Source organism: Bradyrhizobium sp. CCBAU 51765 (genome assembly GCF_015291725.1).
GTDB classification, from domain to species: domain Bacteria; phylum Pseudomonadota; class Alphaproteobacteria; order Rhizobiales; family Xanthobacteraceae; genus Bradyrhizobium; species Bradyrhizobium liaoningense.
Map to the genome: position 1 here is coordinate 2,477,936 of NZ_CP030038.1, position 17,149 is coordinate 2,495,084.

Annotated in this window: 15 protein-coding genes; 12 read left to right on the forward strand and 3 right to left on the reverse strand. The window is 65.9% G+C overall.

The window, feature by feature from the left end; all coding sequences use genetic code 11:
- Window positions 1–133 precede the first annotated feature (133 nt).
- The gene (locus tag XH96_RS11710) at window positions 134–868 is read right to left on the reverse strand and encodes an SDR family NAD(P)-dependent oxidoreductase (protein ID WP_194392634.1); all 735 of its coding nucleotides are present in this window, start codon (window positions 866–868) and stop codon (window positions 134–136) included.
- A 10-nt stretch (window positions 869–878) separates the two neighbouring features.
- On the reverse strand, window positions 879–1,919 hold the full coding sequence (locus XH96_RS11715) for a LacI family DNA-binding transcriptional regulator (RefSeq protein ID WP_194392635.1): 1,041 nt from the start codon (window positions 1,917–1,919) through the stop codon (window positions 879–881).
- Between the two features lie 188 nt (window positions 1,920–2,107).
- Here XH96_RS11715 and XH96_RS11720 point away from each other — a divergent pair, with 188 nt between their 5' ends.
- The 8 genes from XH96_RS11720 to XH96_RS11755 are packed head-to-tail and all read left to right on the forward strand — an operon-like array spanning window position 2,108 to window position 10,432.
- Window positions 2,108–3,409 (forward strand): ABC transporter substrate-binding protein, encoded by a 1,302-nt coding sequence (locus XH96_RS11720; RefSeq protein WP_194392636.1) that lies wholly within the window; start codon window positions 2,108–2,110, stop codon window positions 3,407–3,409.
- Window positions 3,410–3,468: 59 nt separating this feature from the next.
- Window positions 3,469–4,356, forward strand: coding sequence for a carbohydrate ABC transporter permease (locus tag XH96_RS11725; protein WP_194392637.1), 888 nt, complete (start codon window positions 3,469–3,471; stop codon window positions 4,354–4,356).
- A 4-nt stretch (window positions 4,357–4,360) separates the two neighbouring features.
- The gene (locus XH96_RS11730) at window positions 4,361–5,188 is read left to right on the forward strand and encodes a carbohydrate ABC transporter permease (RefSeq protein WP_194392638.1); all 828 of its coding nucleotides are present in this window, start codon (window positions 4,361–4,363) and stop codon (window positions 5,186–5,188) included.
- Between the two features lie 5 nt (window positions 5,189–5,193).
- The gene (locus XH96_RS11735) at window positions 5,194–6,198 is read left to right on the forward strand and encodes a zinc-binding dehydrogenase (RefSeq protein ID WP_194392639.1); all 1,005 of its coding nucleotides are present in this window, start codon (window positions 5,194–5,196) and stop codon (window positions 6,196–6,198) included.
- A 6-nt stretch (window positions 6,199–6,204) separates the two neighbouring features.
- A complete protein-coding gene (locus tag XH96_RS11740; RefSeq protein ID WP_194392640.1) occupies window positions 6,205–7,278 on the forward strand; it encodes an ABC transporter ATP-binding protein in 1,074 nt (357 codons plus the stop codon).
- A complete protein-coding gene (locus XH96_RS11745) occupies window positions 7,275–8,234 on the forward strand; it encodes a sugar kinase (protein ID WP_194392641.1) in 960 nt (319 codons plus the stop codon). The genes XH96_RS11740 and XH96_RS11745 overlap by 4 nt, the downstream gene beginning before the upstream one ends.
- A complete protein-coding gene (locus XH96_RS11750) occupies window positions 8,231–9,268 on the forward strand; it encodes a tagatose 1,6-diphosphate aldolase (RefSeq protein WP_194392642.1) in 1,038 nt (345 codons plus the stop codon). Before XH96_RS11745 ends, XH96_RS11750 begins: the two co-directional genes overlap by 4 nt.
- 39 nt (window positions 9,269–9,307) lie before the next feature.
- Window positions 9,308–10,432, forward strand: a complete 1,125-nt coding sequence (locus XH96_RS11755) for a mandelate racemase/muconate lactonizing enzyme family protein (protein ID WP_194392643.1) — start codon at window positions 9,308–9,310, stop codon at window positions 10,430–10,432.
- Between the two features lie 189 nt (window positions 10,433–10,621).
- Here the strand turns inward: XH96_RS11755 and XH96_RS11760 are convergent, their stop codons facing one another.
- On the reverse strand, window positions 10,622–11,536 hold the full coding sequence (locus tag XH96_RS11760) for a LysR family transcriptional regulator (RefSeq protein ID WP_194392644.1): 915 nt from the start codon (window positions 11,534–11,536) through the stop codon (window positions 10,622–10,624).
- Between XH96_RS11760 and XH96_RS11765 the strand changes: the two genes are divergently transcribed.
- From XH96_RS11765 to XH96_RS11780, 4 genes are read left to right on the forward strand one after another with little or no spacing between them, the layout of a single operon-like run.
- Window positions 11,523–12,875 (forward strand): FAD-binding oxidoreductase, encoded by a 1,353-nt coding sequence (locus tag XH96_RS11765; RefSeq protein WP_246790059.1) that lies wholly within the window; start codon window positions 11,523–11,525, stop codon window positions 12,873–12,875. The genes XH96_RS11760 and XH96_RS11765 overlap by 14 nt on opposite strands.
- Window positions 12,872–14,494 (forward strand): hydantoinase/oxoprolinase family protein, encoded by a 1,623-nt coding sequence (locus XH96_RS11770; RefSeq protein ID WP_194392645.1) that lies wholly within the window; start codon window positions 12,872–12,874, stop codon window positions 14,492–14,494. Before XH96_RS11765 ends, XH96_RS11770 begins: the two co-directional genes overlap by 4 nt.
- Window positions 14,491–16,128, forward strand: a complete 1,638-nt coding sequence (locus XH96_RS11775) for a hydantoinase B/oxoprolinase family protein (RefSeq protein ID WP_194392646.1) — start codon at window positions 14,491–14,493, stop codon at window positions 16,126–16,128. Before XH96_RS11770 ends, XH96_RS11775 begins: the two co-directional genes overlap by 4 nt.
- A complete protein-coding gene (locus tag XH96_RS11780; protein WP_194392647.1) occupies window positions 16,125–17,111 on the forward strand; it encodes a tripartite tricarboxylate transporter substrate binding protein in 987 nt (328 codons plus the stop codon). Before XH96_RS11775 ends, XH96_RS11780 begins: the two co-directional genes overlap by 4 nt.
- Window positions 17,112–17,149: the final 38 nt, after the last annotated feature.

The window sequence follows — 17,149 nt, forward strand, 5'->3', positions numbered from 1 at the left end:
GGGCGTATGTTGTGAGACCAACGGCACGCTATGAGGGGGCAAAGATCGATCATGAGGTGGCGAGCCCGCAGGCACGCATGAGGTAGTCCGCAATAGTGTGGCTACGAAGAATATTACGTCCTGACTCTATGGCTCATCCGGCGAGAAACCCGCCATCCACAGCAACGACCGTTCCGGTCGCATATCGCGACGCCGGCATGCAGAGGAAGGCAACTGCGCCGGCGATCTCCTCCGGCTGTCCCCAGCGCTTGAACGCGGTGCGATCGGCGATGCGCTGATAATGCGCGAGATCAGTACGGCCGGCGGCGTTGATCGCCGTCTCGATATAGCCGGGCGCTACCGCATTGACGCGGATGCCGTCTTCGGCCCACTTCAAGGCCAGCGCCTTGGTCAGCATCACGACACCGCCTTTGCTGGCGCAATAGGCGGGAATGCGCGGCAGCGCCAGCGTCGCATTCATCGAGGCGATGTTGACGATCGAGCCTTTAGTCTCCGCGAGCCGCGGCTGAAACGCCATGCAGGTGCGGAACGTGCCGGTGAGATTGACGTCGAGCACCTTCATGAAGGTCTCGATTTCGAATTCCTTGTCGCGCGCGAGGATTCCGGCACAGTTGACCAGCGCATCGACGCGCTTGTGCTGCCGGGCGAAGGACGTGACGGCGGCATCATCGGTCACGTCGAGTGTCGCGAGCGTAAGGCCCGCGCGGGGCGTGAGCAGGGTGCGTGCGAGATCGGCATCGTTGGCGCCAGTGGCCGTCACGGTCGCGCCGAGATCGCAAAACTGGTTGCTGATCGCAGCGCCAATGTCGCCGGCGCCGCCGATCACGACGGCGTGGAAACCGGGTGAGAGTGAGAAATTCGAACTCATGGGCAGGGTCTCATTTCAGGGATTTCGGAGGCTGGGCCGTCGATTCACGCACAACCAGCGAGAAGTCGATCTCGCGATGCATGATGGTCTGCTCGCCGGCAAGGCTCCGCACCAGATATTCGCCGGCGCGCTGCCAGGTTTCTCCGGTCGGAACGTGGATCGTGGTCAGGCTCGGCCGCAAATGGCGGCTCCAGTCGAGGTCGTCGAAGCCGACCACCGACAAGTCGCGCGGCACGGAGAAGCCGTCGCGCTCCGCCTCGAGCAGGACGCCGTAGGCGATGACGTCGTTGCCGCACACCACCGCCGTCGGACGGTCCTTGAGATTGAGGAGATAGCGCGCCGCCTCGCGCGCGTCGTCCAGCGTGTAGGGCACCTCGACATGCCATTGCGAGGGAAGCTCGATGCCGTTCTCGGCGAGCGCGCGGCGAAAGCCGGCGACGCGGGCGCTGGCGCGGTCGTTGTTGCGCTGGAGCGCCGAGACGATGCCGATGCGGCGATGGCCGAGCTCGATGACGTGCGCAGCGGCACGATGGGCGGCGGCTTCGTTGTCGGTGCCGACGCAGGGGTAGGGCCTATCAGGCTGATAGATGCCGACGTTGATAAAGGGGATTGCATTGTCCGCGAGCAGTTTTCGCAAGCCGTCGTGATGACAATCGCCCCGCAGCACCAGGCCGTCGACGCCGCGGCTGATCAGATTGCGCGCCTGCTGCAATTCGACGTCGAGGTCGTAGCCGCTCGTGGTGAGAAACAGCATGTATCCGACCGAGGAGAGATATTGCTGCAGCGAGGCGATGCCGCGCGCGAACATCGTGTTGTCGATCGTCGGCACGATCGCGCCCAGTGTGCGCGAACGCCGCGACGACAGGATCCGCGCCGGCGCATGCGGGATGTAGCCGAGTGCGTCAATGGCCTTTTCGATGCGCGCGCGCAAGGACGGGCTCACCGCATCGGGATTGTTGAGCGCGCGCGACACCGATGCCGTCGAGACGCCGGCGCGCGCCGCCACGGCGCGGATCCCCTGTTTCGCAGATTTGGCGTTGGTTAGTCTCATGTAACGTTACATTGTGCGGCGCAACCCGAGCGTTAGCGGGATTGTCGCAAATCTGCCGTAGATTGTGCAGCTTGTCCATCGCTTGACACAGCGGATGCGAGGTCTATTTTGTAACCGTTTTCAGATAGTGATCAAACGTACTCAGAATGGTCCGCCAGCTTAAGGCGGCCAGCCGGGAGGAGAGTTCGATGAAGGCCAGGATGCTCGCGACCCATGTCGCGTTGCCCGTTTTCGCGATTGCCGCCGCCAGCGCGCCGGCACACGCGGCCGATTTCGACTGGATGAAATTCAAGGGCAAGACCGTCACCTTTCTCGCCAACAACAATCCGGTCGCGCAGGCGCTGCTGACCTACAAGGCCGATTTCGAGAAGCTCACCGGCATGACCCTGAAGGTTGACGCCTATCAGGAACAGCAGATGCGCCAGCGCCTGGTCACAGTCATGAACGCGAACAGCGACGAGGTCGACGTGTTCATGACGCTGCCCTCGCGCGAGGGCGAGCAGTTCGCCGCTGCCGGCTGGTACGGCGATCTCACCGCGATGGCCAAGAACGAGGTTGCCAAGGACTATGATCCGAATGGATTGAGCCAGGCCTTGCTCAAGGCCGCGACCTTCGACGGCAAGCTCACCAGCATGCCGATGAACATCGAAGGTCCGATCTTCTACTACCGCACGGACATCTTCAAGAAATGCGGCCTCGAGGCGCCGAAGACCATCAAGGACGTCGAGGCTGCTGCCGAGAAGATCAAGACCTGCGACGGTGCGGTGACGCCGTTCGTCTCGCGTGGCCTCAAGCCCGCGATCGCCTACACCTTCAGCAATATGCTGCACAATATCGGCGGCACCTACATCGCAAGCGGAAAGTCGAACCTCTGCTCTGCCAAGGGCAAGGAGGCGCTCGATACCTATAGCCGGCTGCTGCGCGATTTCGGTCCGCCGGGCGTCGTCAATTACAGCTTTCAGCAGATCTCCGCGCTCTACCGCAGCGGCCGCGCGGCGATGGCGTTCGAATCCTCGAACGAACTGCGCACAGTGATGGAAGGCGGCGCGCGCCTCAAGGACACCGGCCTGCTGCCGTTCCCGGCAGGCGAGGCCGGCCAGGTGCCGACCACGATCGGCTGGGGCATGGCGGTGTCCTCGCACAGCAAGCAGCCGGAGGCAGCCTGGTACTTCGTGCAGTGGGCGACCAGCCCCGAGGTGCAGAAGAAGATGGCGCTGCAGGGCATTGCCCCGCCGCGTCCATCGGTCGCCAAGGACCCTGAATATCGCAAGTGGATCGACGAGGAGCCGGTCCGCAAGGAATGGCAGGCCGCGCTCGACGTGCTCGCCACCAAGGGCTCCTCTGAGGTCGGCTATCCCATCGTTGCCAACCCGGAATCGCGCGAGTTCATCGGCCAGGCGGTGCAGGATCTGATCCTGAAGCAAAAGCCGCTCGAGCAGGCCTGCGCGGATGCCGACAAGGCGCTCGATGCGCTGATCGCCCGGAAGTAACGGTTTCATGCCGGCAGGCGCGCTGCCTGCCGGCACCTCATTCTCAAGGAAACGGGCGGATGTCTGACACGGCTGCGACACTCACGCAGGACCGGCAGAAGCTGGAGATGGCGGCGCTTTCCGCGCCGGCCGTGGTCTTCACGGTCGCGATGATCGCGTTTCCGGTCGTCTATACGATCTGGCTCGGCTTCCAGACGTTCTCCTCGACCGGCAAGCAGTCCTTTGCGGGCCTCGCCAATTATTCGACGCTGATCTCCGATGTCGAATTCTGGCACGGGTTGTGGATCACCATCGCGCTGTTCGTGCTGTCGCTGGTGCTGCAGCTCGTGTTCGGCGTCTGGCTGGCGCTGGTGCTGTTCCATGCCAAGCGCCTGCCGGGCATCGTGCGCTCGCTGTTCATCTCGCCCTTCATGATGCCGCCGGTGGTCGCGGGCATGATGTGGCTGGTGATCCTCGATCCCTCACTGGGGGCGGCCAACTACATCCTGCAATCCTTCGGCCTGCCGCCGTCGGATTGGCTGGCGTCGCCGACATGGGTGATTCCAACCATCGCGCTGATCGACAGCTGGCAGTGGACGCCCTATGTCGCCCTGATCGTGCTGGGCGGCCTGCAGTCGCTGCCGCCGAGCGTCTACGAGGCCGCGCAGATCGACGGCGCATCCCCGTTCAAGACCTTCCGCCGCATCACGTTGCCGCTGCTGCTGCCGACCATCGTCACCGCGGCGATCCTGCGCAGCGTCGATCTCTTGCGCTTCTTCGACATCATTTACATCACCACCCAGGGCGGGCCGGGCAACGCCTCGAACACGCTCAACATCTACGGCTTCCGGGTCGGCTTCGAGTTCTTCAACATCGGCTATGCCAGTGCCCTGATGCTGACATTGACGGCGATCGTGTTCGGCGCCGTGCTCGCCTTCAACCGCCTGCGCGGCGCAGTGGCGTGGTGATGTCATGACCGATGCCGCCGACACCGACCGCTGGATCCGCCGGCTCAACCTGGTGCAGCTCGTGCTGGCCGGCCTGCTCATCATGGCGCCGACGGTCTGGATGGTGCTGTCCTCGTTCAAGCCGTCCTTCGAGGTCACCGCCTATCCGCCGACGCTGGTGTTCACGCCGACATTGGAGAACTATGTCGAGCTGACGAGGACCACGCCGTTTCTCAGCTATGCGCTCAACAGCCTCATCGTCACCGTGGGCTCGACCGCGCTCGGACTGCTGTTCGGCATTCCCGCCGCGTTCGCCGTCTCCTGGACGCGGATTTCCTGGCCCGCGATCCTGACGCTGGCGGCGCGCATGGCGCCGGGCACGCTGTTCCTGCTGCCATGGTACGTCATGTTCCGGCAGGTCGGCATGATCGGTTCCTACACCGCATTGATTCTCAGTCACGCCGTGATCACGCTGCCGATCGTGATCTGGGTCCTGCTGCCGTCCTTCGACGGCATCCCGCGCAGTGTCTTTGAAGCGGCGCAGGTGGACGGATGCAGCGTCACGCGCATCCTCTGGCGCATCGCGCTGCCGCTGGTGGCGTCGGGCGTCGCGGTCTCGGCGATTCTCGCCTTCGTGTTCTCTTGGAACTACTTCCTGTTTGCGCTGGTGCTTTCCAATGGCGACACCAAGACGCTGATCGCGGCGGCCTTCAACTTCATCGGCGAGGGTTCGACGCAGTGGGGAGCGCTCATGGCGGCGGCGACGTTGATCGCATTGCCGCCGCTGGTGCTGGCGGCCCTGGTTCAGCGCTGGCTCGTGTCCGGACTGACGCTCGGCGCGGTGAAGGGCTAGGTCTCATGAATGCATTATCCCGTCCGAACTCGATCATGCAGGCCGCGGTCTTCCACGGCAACGATCGCATCACCATCGAACGCGTGCCGATGCCCGACGTCGGCAAGGGCGAGGTGCTGGTGCGCGTCTCGCGCACGGCGCTGTGTGGCTCGGACTTCAAGCTCTGGCACAAAGGTGCGGAGTTCACCGCGGGCCACGAGATATTCGGCGTGGTCGAGCAGCCCGGTCATCGCCTGCATGGCCGGCGCTGCGCCGTCTATATCCCCTTGCACTGCGACCGCTGCGCCGCCTGTCAGCGCGGCGACACCCAGATGTGCCTGGAGGTCTCCAGCCTGATCGGCTGGAACAGGCCGGGCGGCTATGCCGAATACGTGCCGGTGCCTGAAAACTGCCTGCTCCCGGTCCCCGACGACATCGAGGACAGCCTCGCGCCGCTGCTGCTCGACACCATCGGCACCTCGGGCCATGCCGTGCGCTTCGTCAGCCGCGTGGTGTCACCGGCCGAGGCCGGACCGGTGCTCGTGATGGGGGCGGGGCCCGTCGGTCTCGGCGTCGTACTGGCGCTCCGCGCGCTCGGCTACGATGACGTCCATGTCGCCGACCCCAACGCCGCGCGCCTCAGGATCGCGCAATCCTTCGGCGCGAAGGCGCACCCGGTCGGCGACACCTCCAAGCGCTTTGCTCTCATCATGGAATGCTCGGGCGCGCATGCGGCGCGCAATCTCGGCATCGAGCTGGTCCTGCCGCGCGGCGCCTTGGTACTGGTCGGCGAAAACGCGGCGCCCTGGACCATCGAGGAAGGCAAGGTGTTTCGCCGCAAGGATTTCTACATGATCCGGACCTTCTATTTCCCGGTCTCGGACTTCGAACCGAATGTCAAGCTGCTGCGCAAGTACAAGGACGAATACCGCGTCCTCGTCGACGGCGAGTTCGGCCTGTCGGCTCTCCCTGAGAATTTCGCCCGCTTCGCCAAGGGCGAGCTGATCAAGCCTGTGCTGGCGCTGGACTGAGCGATCATGGCCTCGATCTCGATCCGCAACCTCACCAAACGTTACGGCAATTTCACCGTGATCCCCGATCTCAATCTGGAGATCGCGGACCACGAGTTCGTTGTGTTCGTCGGCCCGTCCGGATGCGGCAAGTCGACCTTGCTGCGCATCATCGCGGGCCTCGAGCCGATCTCGTCGGGCGACCTCTATATCGGCGACAAGCGCGTCAACGGCGTGCAGGCCGCGCAGCGCGACATCGCGATGGTGTTCCAGGACTACGCGCTCTATCCGCATATGCGCGTCTACGACAACATGTCGTTCGCGCTGGAGCTGCGTGGCACGCCGAGGGCGGAGATCGATGCCCGCGTAAAGCGCGCCGCCGCTCTGTTGCACATCGAGCCTTATCTGGACCGAAAGCCGAAGGAGCTGTCCGGCGGCCAGCGCCAGCGCGTCGCCATGGGCCGCGCCATCGTGCGCAATCCCAAGGCGTTCCTGTTCGACGAGCCGCTCTCCAACCTCGACGCCAAGCTGCGCGGGCAGGTCCGCGCCGAGATCAAGGCGCTGTCGCAGGAGCTGAAGACCACCATGGTCTTCGTCACCCACGACCAGATCGAGGCCATGACCATGGCGGACCGGATCGTGGTGCTCCAGAGCGGCACGATCCAGCAATACGACACGCCCGAGACCGTCTACGAGCGGCCCGCCAACCAGTTCGTCGCCGGCTTCATCGGCTCGCCCGCGATGAATTTCTTCCCGGTCGAGTGGCGCCAGGAGCAGGCAGTTCTTTCGCAAGGTGGAACGGTGGTGGCGCTGGACGGCGAGACCGCAGGGCGCCTGAGCAAGGCCGGTAACGCCGTGCTCGGCATTCGCCCCGAACATTTCGCGGTCGCGACCGATGCCGCCGATGGCATCGCCATCGACGTCAAGCTGGTCGAGCCGCTCGGTTCGGACACGCTGATCCATTTCGACCTCGCCGGCGGCCCCGCCATTGCGCGGGTCGATCCGGCGCTGCGGCCGAAGGTCGGCGATCGCATCAACCTGCGCCCGCAGCCGGGCAAGACACACCTGTTCGATGCCACCAATGGACAGGTTCTGCGGTGAGCGCGTCGGTGAACATCGGCGACCTCTCGGCGCTGGCGGACGTCGCGTCCAGGGAGAGGCCCGTGCACGTGATCTGTCTCGGGCTGTCCGCGCTCGACCAGGTCTGGCGCGTCGATCGGCCGTTCGCGGGTGGAAGCGAGAAAATCAGGGCGGTCGAGTACGGCACGCTTGGCGGCGGCATGGCTGCCAATGCTGCCGTCGCGGTGGCGAAGCTCGGCGCGTCCGTCGCGTTCTGGGGGCGGGCAGGGAACGATGCCGCCGGCCATGAGATGAAGTCGGCCTTCACCGCCGAAGGGGTCGACGTCCAGAACTTCCGGCTGTTTCCCGCCGGCCGCTCGTCGGTCTCCGGAATCATCGTCGATAGCTCCGGCGAGCGCCAGATCGTCAACTTTCGCGGCCTGTATCCGGAAGCAGCCGATTGGATTCCGCTCAAGATCGTCGCGCACGCATCCGCCGTGCTGGCCGATCCGCGCTGGGTCGAGGGCGCGGCCGCGCTGTTCCGCGAAGCGCGTGCGCGCGGCATTCCGACCGTGCTCGACGGCGACATGGCCGACGCCGAGGTGTTCGAGCGGCTGCTGCCGCTGACTGATCACGCCATCTTCTCGGAGCCCGCGCTCACGGCCTTTGCCGGATCGGCCGATGATAGATCCCTCGTAACGCTGGCGCGCTTCGGATGCCGCGTCATCGCCGTCACGCGCGGCGAGGGCGGCGTGAGCTGGCACGAGAACGGCCAACTGCATCGGCAGGTCGCCTATGCCGTCGACGTCGTCGATACCACGGGCGCGGGCGACGTCTTCCATGGCGCCTATACGCTTGCGATCGGCGCCGGCATCGACGTGCGCGCCGCCATGGCGTTTGCGGCGGCCACGGCCGCCATGAAATGCCGCCATGCCGGCGGCCGCAATGGAATCCCCACCATCAATGAGTGTCTTGTATTCATGAGGACGAAGCCATGAGAGCGATTGGAAAGAACCGGGGCCTAGCACGGCTTGCTGACGCGGACGGCCACTTTCGCATGGTCGCGCTGGATCAGCGGCCGCCACTGTTCGATGCCATCGCGAAGGCCAAGGGCATCACGCGGGAGCAGGTCGAGTTTTCCGACGTCACGGCGGCCAAGCGCCTCCTGGTCGAGAACCTCGCGCCGCATTGCAGCTCGATGCTGTTCGACCCGAACTTTGCCGTGCCGGCCGCCATCGACCTGCTGCCGCCGCGCTGCGGCCTCATCATGACGCTGGAAGAGCACCGCGTCGAGGAGACCGCGGGCGGCCGCAAGTCGCGTGCGATCACCAATTGGAGCGTGGAGAAGATCCGCGCCATGGGCGGCGACGCCGTCAAGGTGCTTGCCTGGTACCGGCCCGACGCCGATGCCGCCGTCAACGAGCACCAGAAGAAGTTCGTGCGCGAGATCGGCGAGGACTGCGCCCGCCACGACATTCCCTATGTGCTCGAATTGCTGGTCTATCCGTTCCTCGGCAGCGCCAATCACACCGCCGATTACGTGGAATCGCCGGGCAAGCTGCCGGGCCTCGTCATCGACAGCGTGCGCGAGTTCGCGAAGCCCGAATACGGCGTCGATCTCCTCAAGCTGGAGAGCCCGCTAGCGGCCAACAGCCTGCCGGTACGTGACGGCAGCGCCGAGGCGAAAGCCGCGCAGAAGGAGTTCGATGCGATCGGCGATATCTGCCGCGCGCGCAACATTCCCTGGGTGCTGCTCTCGGGCGGCGCAGCGCCGGAGAAGTTCGAGCGTGTGCTCGACTATTCCTATGCCGCAGGCGCAAGCGGCTTCCTGGCCGGCCGGACCATCTGGCTCGATGCCGTCCTGAAGAACTTCCCGGACCGCGCGGCAGTCTCGGCGAGCCTGAGCAAGGATGGTCTCCACGTGCTCGAACGGCTCAGCGAGCTGACCACGGCCAAGGGCACGCGCTGGAAGCCGCGCTTTCCGGTCTTTACCGATATCAAGCTGGAAGGTGACTTCGCACGCGCCTACTAGGATGGTAGCGGTCCGGCGTGGTCTTGCAGGAATTGCAACATGACTGACAGCTTCACCATCCGTTCGATCGAGGCGTTCTGCTATCGCTATCCGCTGGCGATGCCGGTGGTGACCTCTTTCGGCAAGATGCTCAACCGTCCCGCCGTCTTCGTTCGCGCTATCGACGAAGACGGCGTCGAGGGATGGGGTGAAGCCTGGTGCAACTTTCCAGCGCCAGGCGCGGAGCATCGCGCCCGGCTCATCAACGAGGTGCTTGCGCCCGCGCTCGTCGGGCGCAAATTCGATGGTCCCGCTCAGGCTTTCGAGACCCTGACCAAGGCCATCGAGGTGCTGGTGATTCAATGCGGCGAGCCCGGTCCGTTTGCGCAGGCGATTTCGGGCATCGATCTTGCGCTGTGGGACGTCTGCGCACGGCGTCGGCGGGTGCCGCTATGGCGGCTGCTCGGCGGACAGTCCGGCAAGATCAAGGTCTACGCCAGCGGCATCAATCCCGCCGGCGCGGTGCAGACGGCGGAAGCCGCGCTCAAGCGCGGCCATTGCGCGCTGAAGCTGAAGGTCGGGTTCGGCGCCGAAACCGATATTGCCAATTTGGCCGCGCTGCGTGGGATCCTCGGCGCCGGCATGCTTGCCACCGATGCAAATCAGGGCTGGTCAGTCGGGCAGGCGATGGAGATGCTGCCGCGGCTTGCCCAGTTCGATCTACGCTGGCTGGAAGAGCCGATTCGGGCCGATCGCCCGCGCGCGGAATGGCGCAGGCTGCACGCCGCAGCGAAGATGCCGATTGCCGCCGGCGAAAACATTTCGAGCGTCGAGGGCTTCAAGGAGGTTCTTGCCGACGACGTGCTTGGTGTGGTTCAGCCCGATATTGCGAAATGGGGCGGGCTGAGCGTGTGCAGTGCACTGGCCCGCGACATTCTGAAGGCGGGCAAAACGTTCTGTCCGCACTATCTCGGCGGAGGCCTGGGCTTGCTTGCGTCCGCGCATCTGCTCGCCGGCATCGGCGGACATGGCTGGCTGGAGGTTGACGTCAACGACAACCCGTTGCGCGATCTCTGTTGCGGCCCGGTTCTTGACGTGAGGGAGGGCACGGTTGAGTTGGATCAAGAACCGGGGCTCGGAATAGCGCCCGAACTCTCACGCATCGAGCGCTATCGCAGCATCTAAGCCGGCGACCGTTCGTCATCATCGGCGTCTGCCGCCGGCACTTCCGGCAGGTGCCAGACGCGCATGGCCTGTCGGATCGTCAGGAGAAAAGTGGCTCGGCGACACGGCGGGCCGATCATGCGCTCGTCAGACATCAGACTTCCATGGCCACGCCGGGAGCCGTGCGCTCGCAAGTTCGTGTGCACGGATTCACCCACCGCTGCGTGCCGCGCGTTGGCGCAGCAGCTTGGCAAACGCCTCCGCGGGCGGTGAGAGCACGAGCCCGCGTCGTTGATATATATAGTAGCGGCGGCGGATTTCCGGAGCGCGCAGCTTGATGAAACGCACGTCGAAATTCGGCGCGAACAGTCGTCCGTAGTCGGGAACGGCCGCCAGGCCGGTACCGACGCCCACCAACGCCAAAGCGGTGGTCAGATATTTGACCTCGACGGCGGTCTGCATGGAAAGCGAGCTATCGTGCGCATGCAGCAGGCTCTCCAGGTGCCGGTTGAACTCACTGGAATAAATGACCCAGCGCTCGTCGCGCAGTTTTTTCCATGAGACGGCGCGTTGCTGCGCCAGCGGGTGCTGCGCTGAGCAGACCACTCGGATCGGCACATCCATCAGGAATGTGCTGGTGACATCCTCGCCGGTGGCGCGCTCTGGGCCAACGCCCAGTTCTGCCTCGCCCCGGCGCACCGTGCTCACCACCTCGTCCGCCATCGCGTCGGTCACGCGCAGGCCGACATCCGGATGGGCTTGCTCGAACTCGCCCAGCACTGCCGCCACCCATGTGCATGCCAGCATCTGCGGCGCCACCACGCGCAGCAGGCCGGTGCGAAGGGAGCGAAGGTCCGAAGCGCCCTCTGCGATCTGTTGCACGTCATCCAGGATGCGGCGCGCCAGGGGGAGCAATTGCTGGCCGGCCGCCGTCAACAACACGACCGCGCCGCGGTCGAACAGTTTCAGCCCGAGAGTCTCCTCGAGTTGCTGAACCAGCATGCTGACTGCCGACTGCGTCAGGTTGATCTGTCGCGCCGCCGCCGTGAAGCTGCCCGCTCGAGCGACCGCGGCAAAGGCGCGCATCTGGCGCAGGCTGAGAGTGGAGAGAATGGCGGGCCGCATCACATATCCTCGCTCGAACGGATCGATTATCAGGAAACCTGATGATCATATTAAAAGAATTGGCTTGTGTGATGGGGGAATTATTTTTCAGAATTCCCGCATGCACATTGTCGTCATAGGAACGGGAATCGTCGGCGCTTGCACTGCGGCGTGGCTGCAGCGCGACGGCCACGCGGTGACCTTCGTCGACCCGCTGGACGCGGGCGAGGCTTGCTCCTTCGGTAATGCCGGCTCGCTCTCGCCCAGCGCCTGCCTGCCGGTGGGCATGCCAGGCATGTGGAAGAAGGTCCCGCGCTGGCTGCTGGACCCATTGGGACCGCTGACGGTGCGTTGGTCCTATGCCCCGCTCGTGGCGCCATGGCTGCTGCGACTGCTGCATCATTCATCACGCGAAGAGGTGACACGCATCGCCACCGCGTTGCGGACGCTGCTGTCGCCGATCTTCGACTGCTACGATCCGCTGGTGGCCCATGCCAATGCGCAGGAGTTGGTGCGACGGAGCGGCTGTCTGTATGTTTTTTCCTCTCGCGAGACAGCGGCGCAATGGGCCTGGGGCATGAATCTGCGGCGATCGCTGGGCGTGCGGATGCAGGACGTGGAGCAGGACGAGCTGGAAAGTCTCGAGCCGGACCTGAAGGGACGTTTTCGGTTCGGCATTCTGGCGCCCGACAACGGCTCGACGTCCGATCCATCTGCCCTCGTCAAGGCGATCTACAATCGCTGCATCGGCGACGGCGCGCGTCACGTCCGCGACCGCGTCCGTGGTTTCGAGCGGCAGGGCCGGCGCGTCACGGCAGTGCTGTTGGAGCAGGGCGAGCCGCTGGCAGCGGACGGCGTGGTGGTGGCAGCCGGGGCCTGGTCGGGCGCATTGGCGGCACAGCTCGACAGCCCGGTGATGCTGGAGACGCAGCGCGGTTACCACGTCACCGTGCAGAGCTCGAACCTGGCCCTGCGCCACACCGTGATGGCGGTGGAGCACAATCTGATGGTCAACCCGATGGCCATGGGTCTGCGGCTGGCTGGCACGGTGGAATTCGCCGGCTTGAAGGCGCCACCCAACATGGCGCGTGCCGATGCCCTGCTTCGTCAGGGACAGCAATTATTCCCGCACCTGGACACATCGTCCTTCACGCGCTGGATGGGTCATCGTCCCTGTCTTCCCGACAGTCTTCCCGTGGTCGGTCCGGTCCGCGCGGCCGACAACGCCTGGCTCGCCTTCGGCCATGGCCATATGGGCATGTGCATGGGCGCGGCGACCGGCCGCGAGATTGCGCATCTGGTGGCCGGACGACCGACGCAGGTGGACCTGACGCCGTTTTCGCCGGAGCGCTTCCGTTGAGCGCGTCCTGGTCGCTCGCCGTGGACATGGGTGGCACCTTCATCGATGCGGTGGCCTTGCGGAGCGACGGGCACGTTGCATCGCTCAAACATCCGCGCGCCGGACGCCGGCTGGCGGAGCCGGTCGTCGAGGCACTCGATCGGCTGTGCGCGCAGGCGGGCATCGGGGCAGATGACGTCGGCCGCGTCGTGCACGGCTCCACCGTCGTCACCAATCTGCTGCTGGAGCTGAACGAGCCGCCGGTGGCCCTTGTCCTGACGCGCGGCATGCGCGACGTACCGGTCCTGGCGCGCCAGGACCGCAAGGAATTGTATGAGCCGGTGATCATGCCGGCCGTGCCCGAAGCAAAGCTGTTTCCGGAGCCACTGCGTTTCGAGATCGGCGGACGTATCGATGCGGAGGGGCGTGAGGTGGAGCCGCTCGACCTGTCGGCCGTTGACGCCATTGCGGATGCAGTGAGCGATGCCGGCGTGCGCGCGCTGGCGGTCGGTCTGTTGTTCTCGCACCGCAATCCGACCCATGAGCGCGCGCTGCGTGCGGCGCTGCATGCGCGCCTTCCGAGCTTGCATATTTCACTGTCCAGCGAAGTCGATCCGCAACCGCGGGAATTCGAGCGCTGGCTGACCACGGCGCTGGACGCCTATGCCAAACCGCTGGCAGCGAATTATCTGCACGCGCTGGCCGACGCATTGAAGATACGTGGCTTGCCGCCGTTGCGCCTGATGCGATCGGCCGGCGGCACTGAGCCCTGGCATGATCTCGCCGCGCAGCCGATCGGCCTTGCCATGTCCGGTCCCTGCGCGGCGCTGCAGGGCGTGGCCGCCGGTCTTGCAGCCTCCGGTCCCGCGATCGTTCTGGATATCGGAGGCACCAGCGCCGACATCAGCATTCTGCTCGACGGCAGGCCGACCTTTACCGACGCGCTGGAATGTGACGGCTTGCCGATCCGTCAGCGCTGCGCAGATATCGCCTCCATCGGCATCGGGGGTGGCAGCGTGGTGTCGGTGCTGCCGGGTGGCGCGCTTCGCCTGGGGCCGCGCTCGCAAGGCGCCTGGCCAGGACCGGCCGCCTTTGGTCTCGGCGGTGGCTTGCCGACGCTGAGCGATGCGCTGTGCGTCCTGGACCGCTTGCCGCCCCGGCTGGCCGGCGGGATCGTGCTGGACCGCGCCGCCGCGGAGGCCGCGCTTGGCGGCGTGGCCGGCGCGCTCGGCCTGTCGGTGCTTCGAACCGCTGAAGCCGTCGTGAGCGCGGCCGCCGCCGGGATGGCGGAGGCGCTCAAGACCCACGCCTTTCAGCGCAACCTGGATCCGGCGGATGCGGTGCTCGTCGCCATCGGCGGCGGCGGCGCGCAGCATGCGGCCGAGATCGCCGAACTTGCGGGCATCCGCCGCGTGCTGGTGATGCCGAACGCCAGCGTGATGTCGGCGCTGGGCATGCTCTGCGGTCCGGAAGAGGGCGACGTCGGCCTGACGGCGAGCAATAGTCCGTGGGCTTCGCTGCCGCCGGAAGGCGCAGGGCCGCATTCGTTGTTCGCGCCGATGACAACCGCCTTTGTGCCGGCGGGCTGGTCGTGGCGGCTGACGCCGGATCAGACGCTGGCGCTGGAGGCGAAGGCATGATGCCGCGCGCGCGCGACGTCGCACCTGATCCGGTCATCGCCCTGCGCATGGAGCCGCTGCGTCTGGCGCTGCAAGGCACGGCCGACCGCATGCAGCATGGCATGATGCGCGCCGCCGTGTCGTCCATCGCCCGCGAGAGCGGCGACTGTGCCGCGGCGCTGTTTCTGCCGGACGGTCGCTTGCTCGCCCAGGCGCGCTCGCTGCCGTTGTTGCTGGGATCGCTGATTCCGGCCGTTGCCGGTGTGCTCGCACGCTTTCCGCTCGCAACGATGTCCGAGGGCGACGCCTATCTGCTCAACGACCCCTGGTCCGGCGGCACGCATCTGCCGGACCTGGCTCTGGTCCATCCGGTCTTCCACGACGGCGAGGTGATCGCGTTCGCCGCCGCCAATTTGCACCATCAGGATGTCGGGGGCATGGCCGCCGGCTCCATTCCGCCCGATGCAACCGAAGTGTACCAGGAGGGCCTGCGCCTGCCGCCGGTGCGCTGGCGCAGTGCCGAAGGCGTGCTGCCCGATATCGACGCCATCCTGGCCGCCAACTCACGCACGCCTGACAATTTGCGTGGCGACCTGGAAGCGCAGTGGACCGCGCTGACGCAAGGCGCGCGCGAACTGAAGCAGATCGCGCGTCACACCGGACCTCGTTTTGCCGACGTCTGCGATGCCTTGATTGCCCAGACCGAACGCATGACCCGCGCCGCCCTTGCCGCCGCGCCCGACGGCGAATGGACCTGGCGCGATCAACTCGACGGCGACGGCATCGACACCGCCCCGGTTTCCATCGCGGTGAGCTTGCGCAAGCAGGGTGACACACTGGTCATCGACTTCGAGGGGACCGCGCCGCAGGTGAGGGGGCCGCTCAATGCATCGCCGGCGGCGATGCTGTCGGCGGCTCTGTTCTTCATGCGCACGCTGGCACCGGACGCCCCCAACAATGCCGGCTGCCTTGCGCCACTGACGCTGAAGCTTCCACCCGGCAGCCTGGTCAATCCGGTGCTGCCGGCGGCGGTCAATGCGCGCACGGCGACCGTGAAGCTGGCGTGCAACGCGATTCTCGGAGCCTGGTCACAGTCGGCAGGCGGGATGGGCGTGGCGCCGCACGCCGGGGTGGCCACCGTCCTCGCGCTCAGCGGCACGCGGGCGGACGGGCGACGCTGGATGTTCACCGAGATCATTGCCAGCGGCGCCGGCGCCAGCGTCCACGCGCCCGGCCGCGCCGGCGTCTCCACCGACGTCGGCAATGCGCGCAATACTCCCGTGGAGGTGATCGAGACCGAAGCGCCGCTGCGTGTGGAATGCTACGAGATCCGCCGCGGCAGCGGCGGCGCCGGTCTGCAATGTGGCGGCGACGGCGTGCGGCGCGCCTATCGGCTGCTCGAAGGCCAGGGGTGGATCGCCTATCGCGGCGAGCGCCATGTCGGCCGTGCGCGCGGTGCTCGAGGCGGCGGGGCCGGCGCAACGTCGATGGCCCGGGTCTTGCGTGTGGACGGAGCGATCGAGCTCTTGCCTGCGCGCGCCCGCATCGCGTGGTCCGCCGGCGACCTGCTGATCATCGAAACCGCTGGCGGCGGCGGCTGGGGATCCCTCGCTCCAACTGAATCCGCCAACCCACTCGTAAGGAGTTGCCCATGATCCGTTTCCCGATGTCGCGCTGTGCGACGCTGGCGTTGGCCAGCTTCGCGATGCTGATGCCTGCACTGGCCCATGCGCAATCAACCTACCCGAACAAGCCGATCCACATCGTGGTGCCATTCGCGCCTGGCGGCAGCACCGACGTGCTGGCGCGGCGTGTGGGAGAAAAACTCGCCGCGGCCTGGGGACAGCCGGTGGTGGTCGACAATCGCCCCGGTGCCGGCGGCGCCCTGGGCGCCGACTTCGTGGCCAAATCCGCACCCGACGGCTACAACCTGTTGGCGGGGGTGACCGGCAGCAACGCCATTGCGCAGGCGCTGTATCCGAAGTTGCCCTATAACGTGATCAACGACTTCGCACCCGTGTCCATGATGGTGAACTCGCCGTTGGTGCTGGCCGTCAATCCCGACGTCAAGGCGAACACGCCGGCCGAGTTTCTCGCCCTGGCCAAGTCGAAACCGGGCGCGCTGAGTTACGGCTCGGCCGGCAACGGCACATCGATGCATCTCACAGGCGAGATGTACAAGCAGGCGACCGATGTTTCGATGGTGCACGTTCCCTATCGCGGAAGCGCAGCCATGCTCACCGACCTCATGGGCGGTCAAATCCAGGTCACGTTCGGCGACGTCCTGGTGCTGATGCCGCAGATCCAGGCCGGAAAGATTCGCGCGCTGGCCGTCACCTCGAAAACCAGGCACCCCCTGCTGCCGGACGTGCCGACGCTGGATGAATCGGGTCTGAAGGGTTTCGAGGCGCTGTCATGGCAAGGCCTGTTTGCGCCGGCCGGCACGCCGCCCGAGGTGGTGGAGAAGCTGAGTGCGGAAGTGAACAAGGCCATGCAGTCTCCCGACATCAGGGACTACTTCGCGGCGCAGGGCTTCATCGTCCAGGGCTCGACTCCCGAGGCCTTCAAGGCCTTTGTCGCGAGCGAGGTGCAGAAGTGGACGCCGATCGTGAAGAATTCGGGTGCGCAGGTGAATTGAGCTCGCGCCGCCGGCGCGGTGCCAATTGGAATTCGCCC

What these genes read in the sequence shown, in the direction of transcription:
- XH96_RS11735 (WP_194392639.1), top strand. Translation starts at nt 5,194, where the DNA reads ATGAATGCATTATCCCGTCCGAACTCGATCATGCAGGCCGCGGTCTTC.
- XH96_RS11725 (WP_194392637.1), top strand. Translation starts at nt 3,469, where the DNA reads ATGTCTGACACGGCTGCGACACTCACGCAGGACCGGCAGAAGCTGGAG.
- XH96_RS11780 (WP_194392647.1), top strand. Translation starts at nt 16,125, where the DNA reads ATGATCCGTTTCCCGATGTCGCGCTGTGCGACGCTGGCGTTGGCCAGC.
- XH96_RS11775 (WP_194392646.1), top strand. Translation starts at nt 14,491, where the DNA reads ATGATGCCGCGCGCGCGCGACGTCGCACCTGATCCGGTCATCGCCCTG.
- XH96_RS11720 (WP_194392636.1), top strand. Translation starts at nt 2,108, where the DNA reads ATGAAGGCCAGGATGCTCGCGACCCATGTCGCGTTGCCCGTTTTCGCG.
- XH96_RS11750 (WP_194392642.1), top strand. Translation starts at nt 8,231, where the DNA reads ATGAGAGCGATTGGAAAGAACCGGGGCCTAGCACGGCTTGCTGACGCG.
- XH96_RS11730 (WP_194392638.1), top strand. Translation starts at nt 4,361, where the DNA reads ATGACCGATGCCGCCGACACCGACCGCTGGATCCGCCGGCTCAACCTG.
- XH96_RS11740 (WP_194392640.1), top strand. Translation starts at nt 6,205, where the DNA reads ATGGCCTCGATCTCGATCCGCAACCTCACCAAACGTTACGGCAATTTC.
- XH96_RS11710 (WP_194392634.1), bottom strand. Translation starts at nt 868, where the DNA reads ATGAGTTCGAATTTCTCACTCTCACCCGGTTTCCACGCCGTCGTGATC.
- XH96_RS11760 (WP_194392644.1), bottom strand. Translation starts at nt 11,536, where the DNA reads ATGCGGCCCGCCATTCTCTCCACTCTCAGCCTGCGCCAGATGCGCGCC.
- XH96_RS11715 (WP_194392635.1), bottom strand. Translation starts at nt 1,919, where the DNA reads ATGAGACTAACCAACGCCAAATCTGCGAAACAGGGGATCCGCGCCGTG.
- XH96_RS11755 (WP_194392643.1), top strand. Translation starts at nt 9,308, where the DNA reads ATGACTGACAGCTTCACCATCCGTTCGATCGAGGCGTTCTGCTATCGC.
- XH96_RS11765 (WP_246790059.1), top strand. Translation starts at nt 11,523, where the DNA reads ATGGCGGGCCGCATCACATATCCTCGCTCGAACGGATCGATTATCAGG.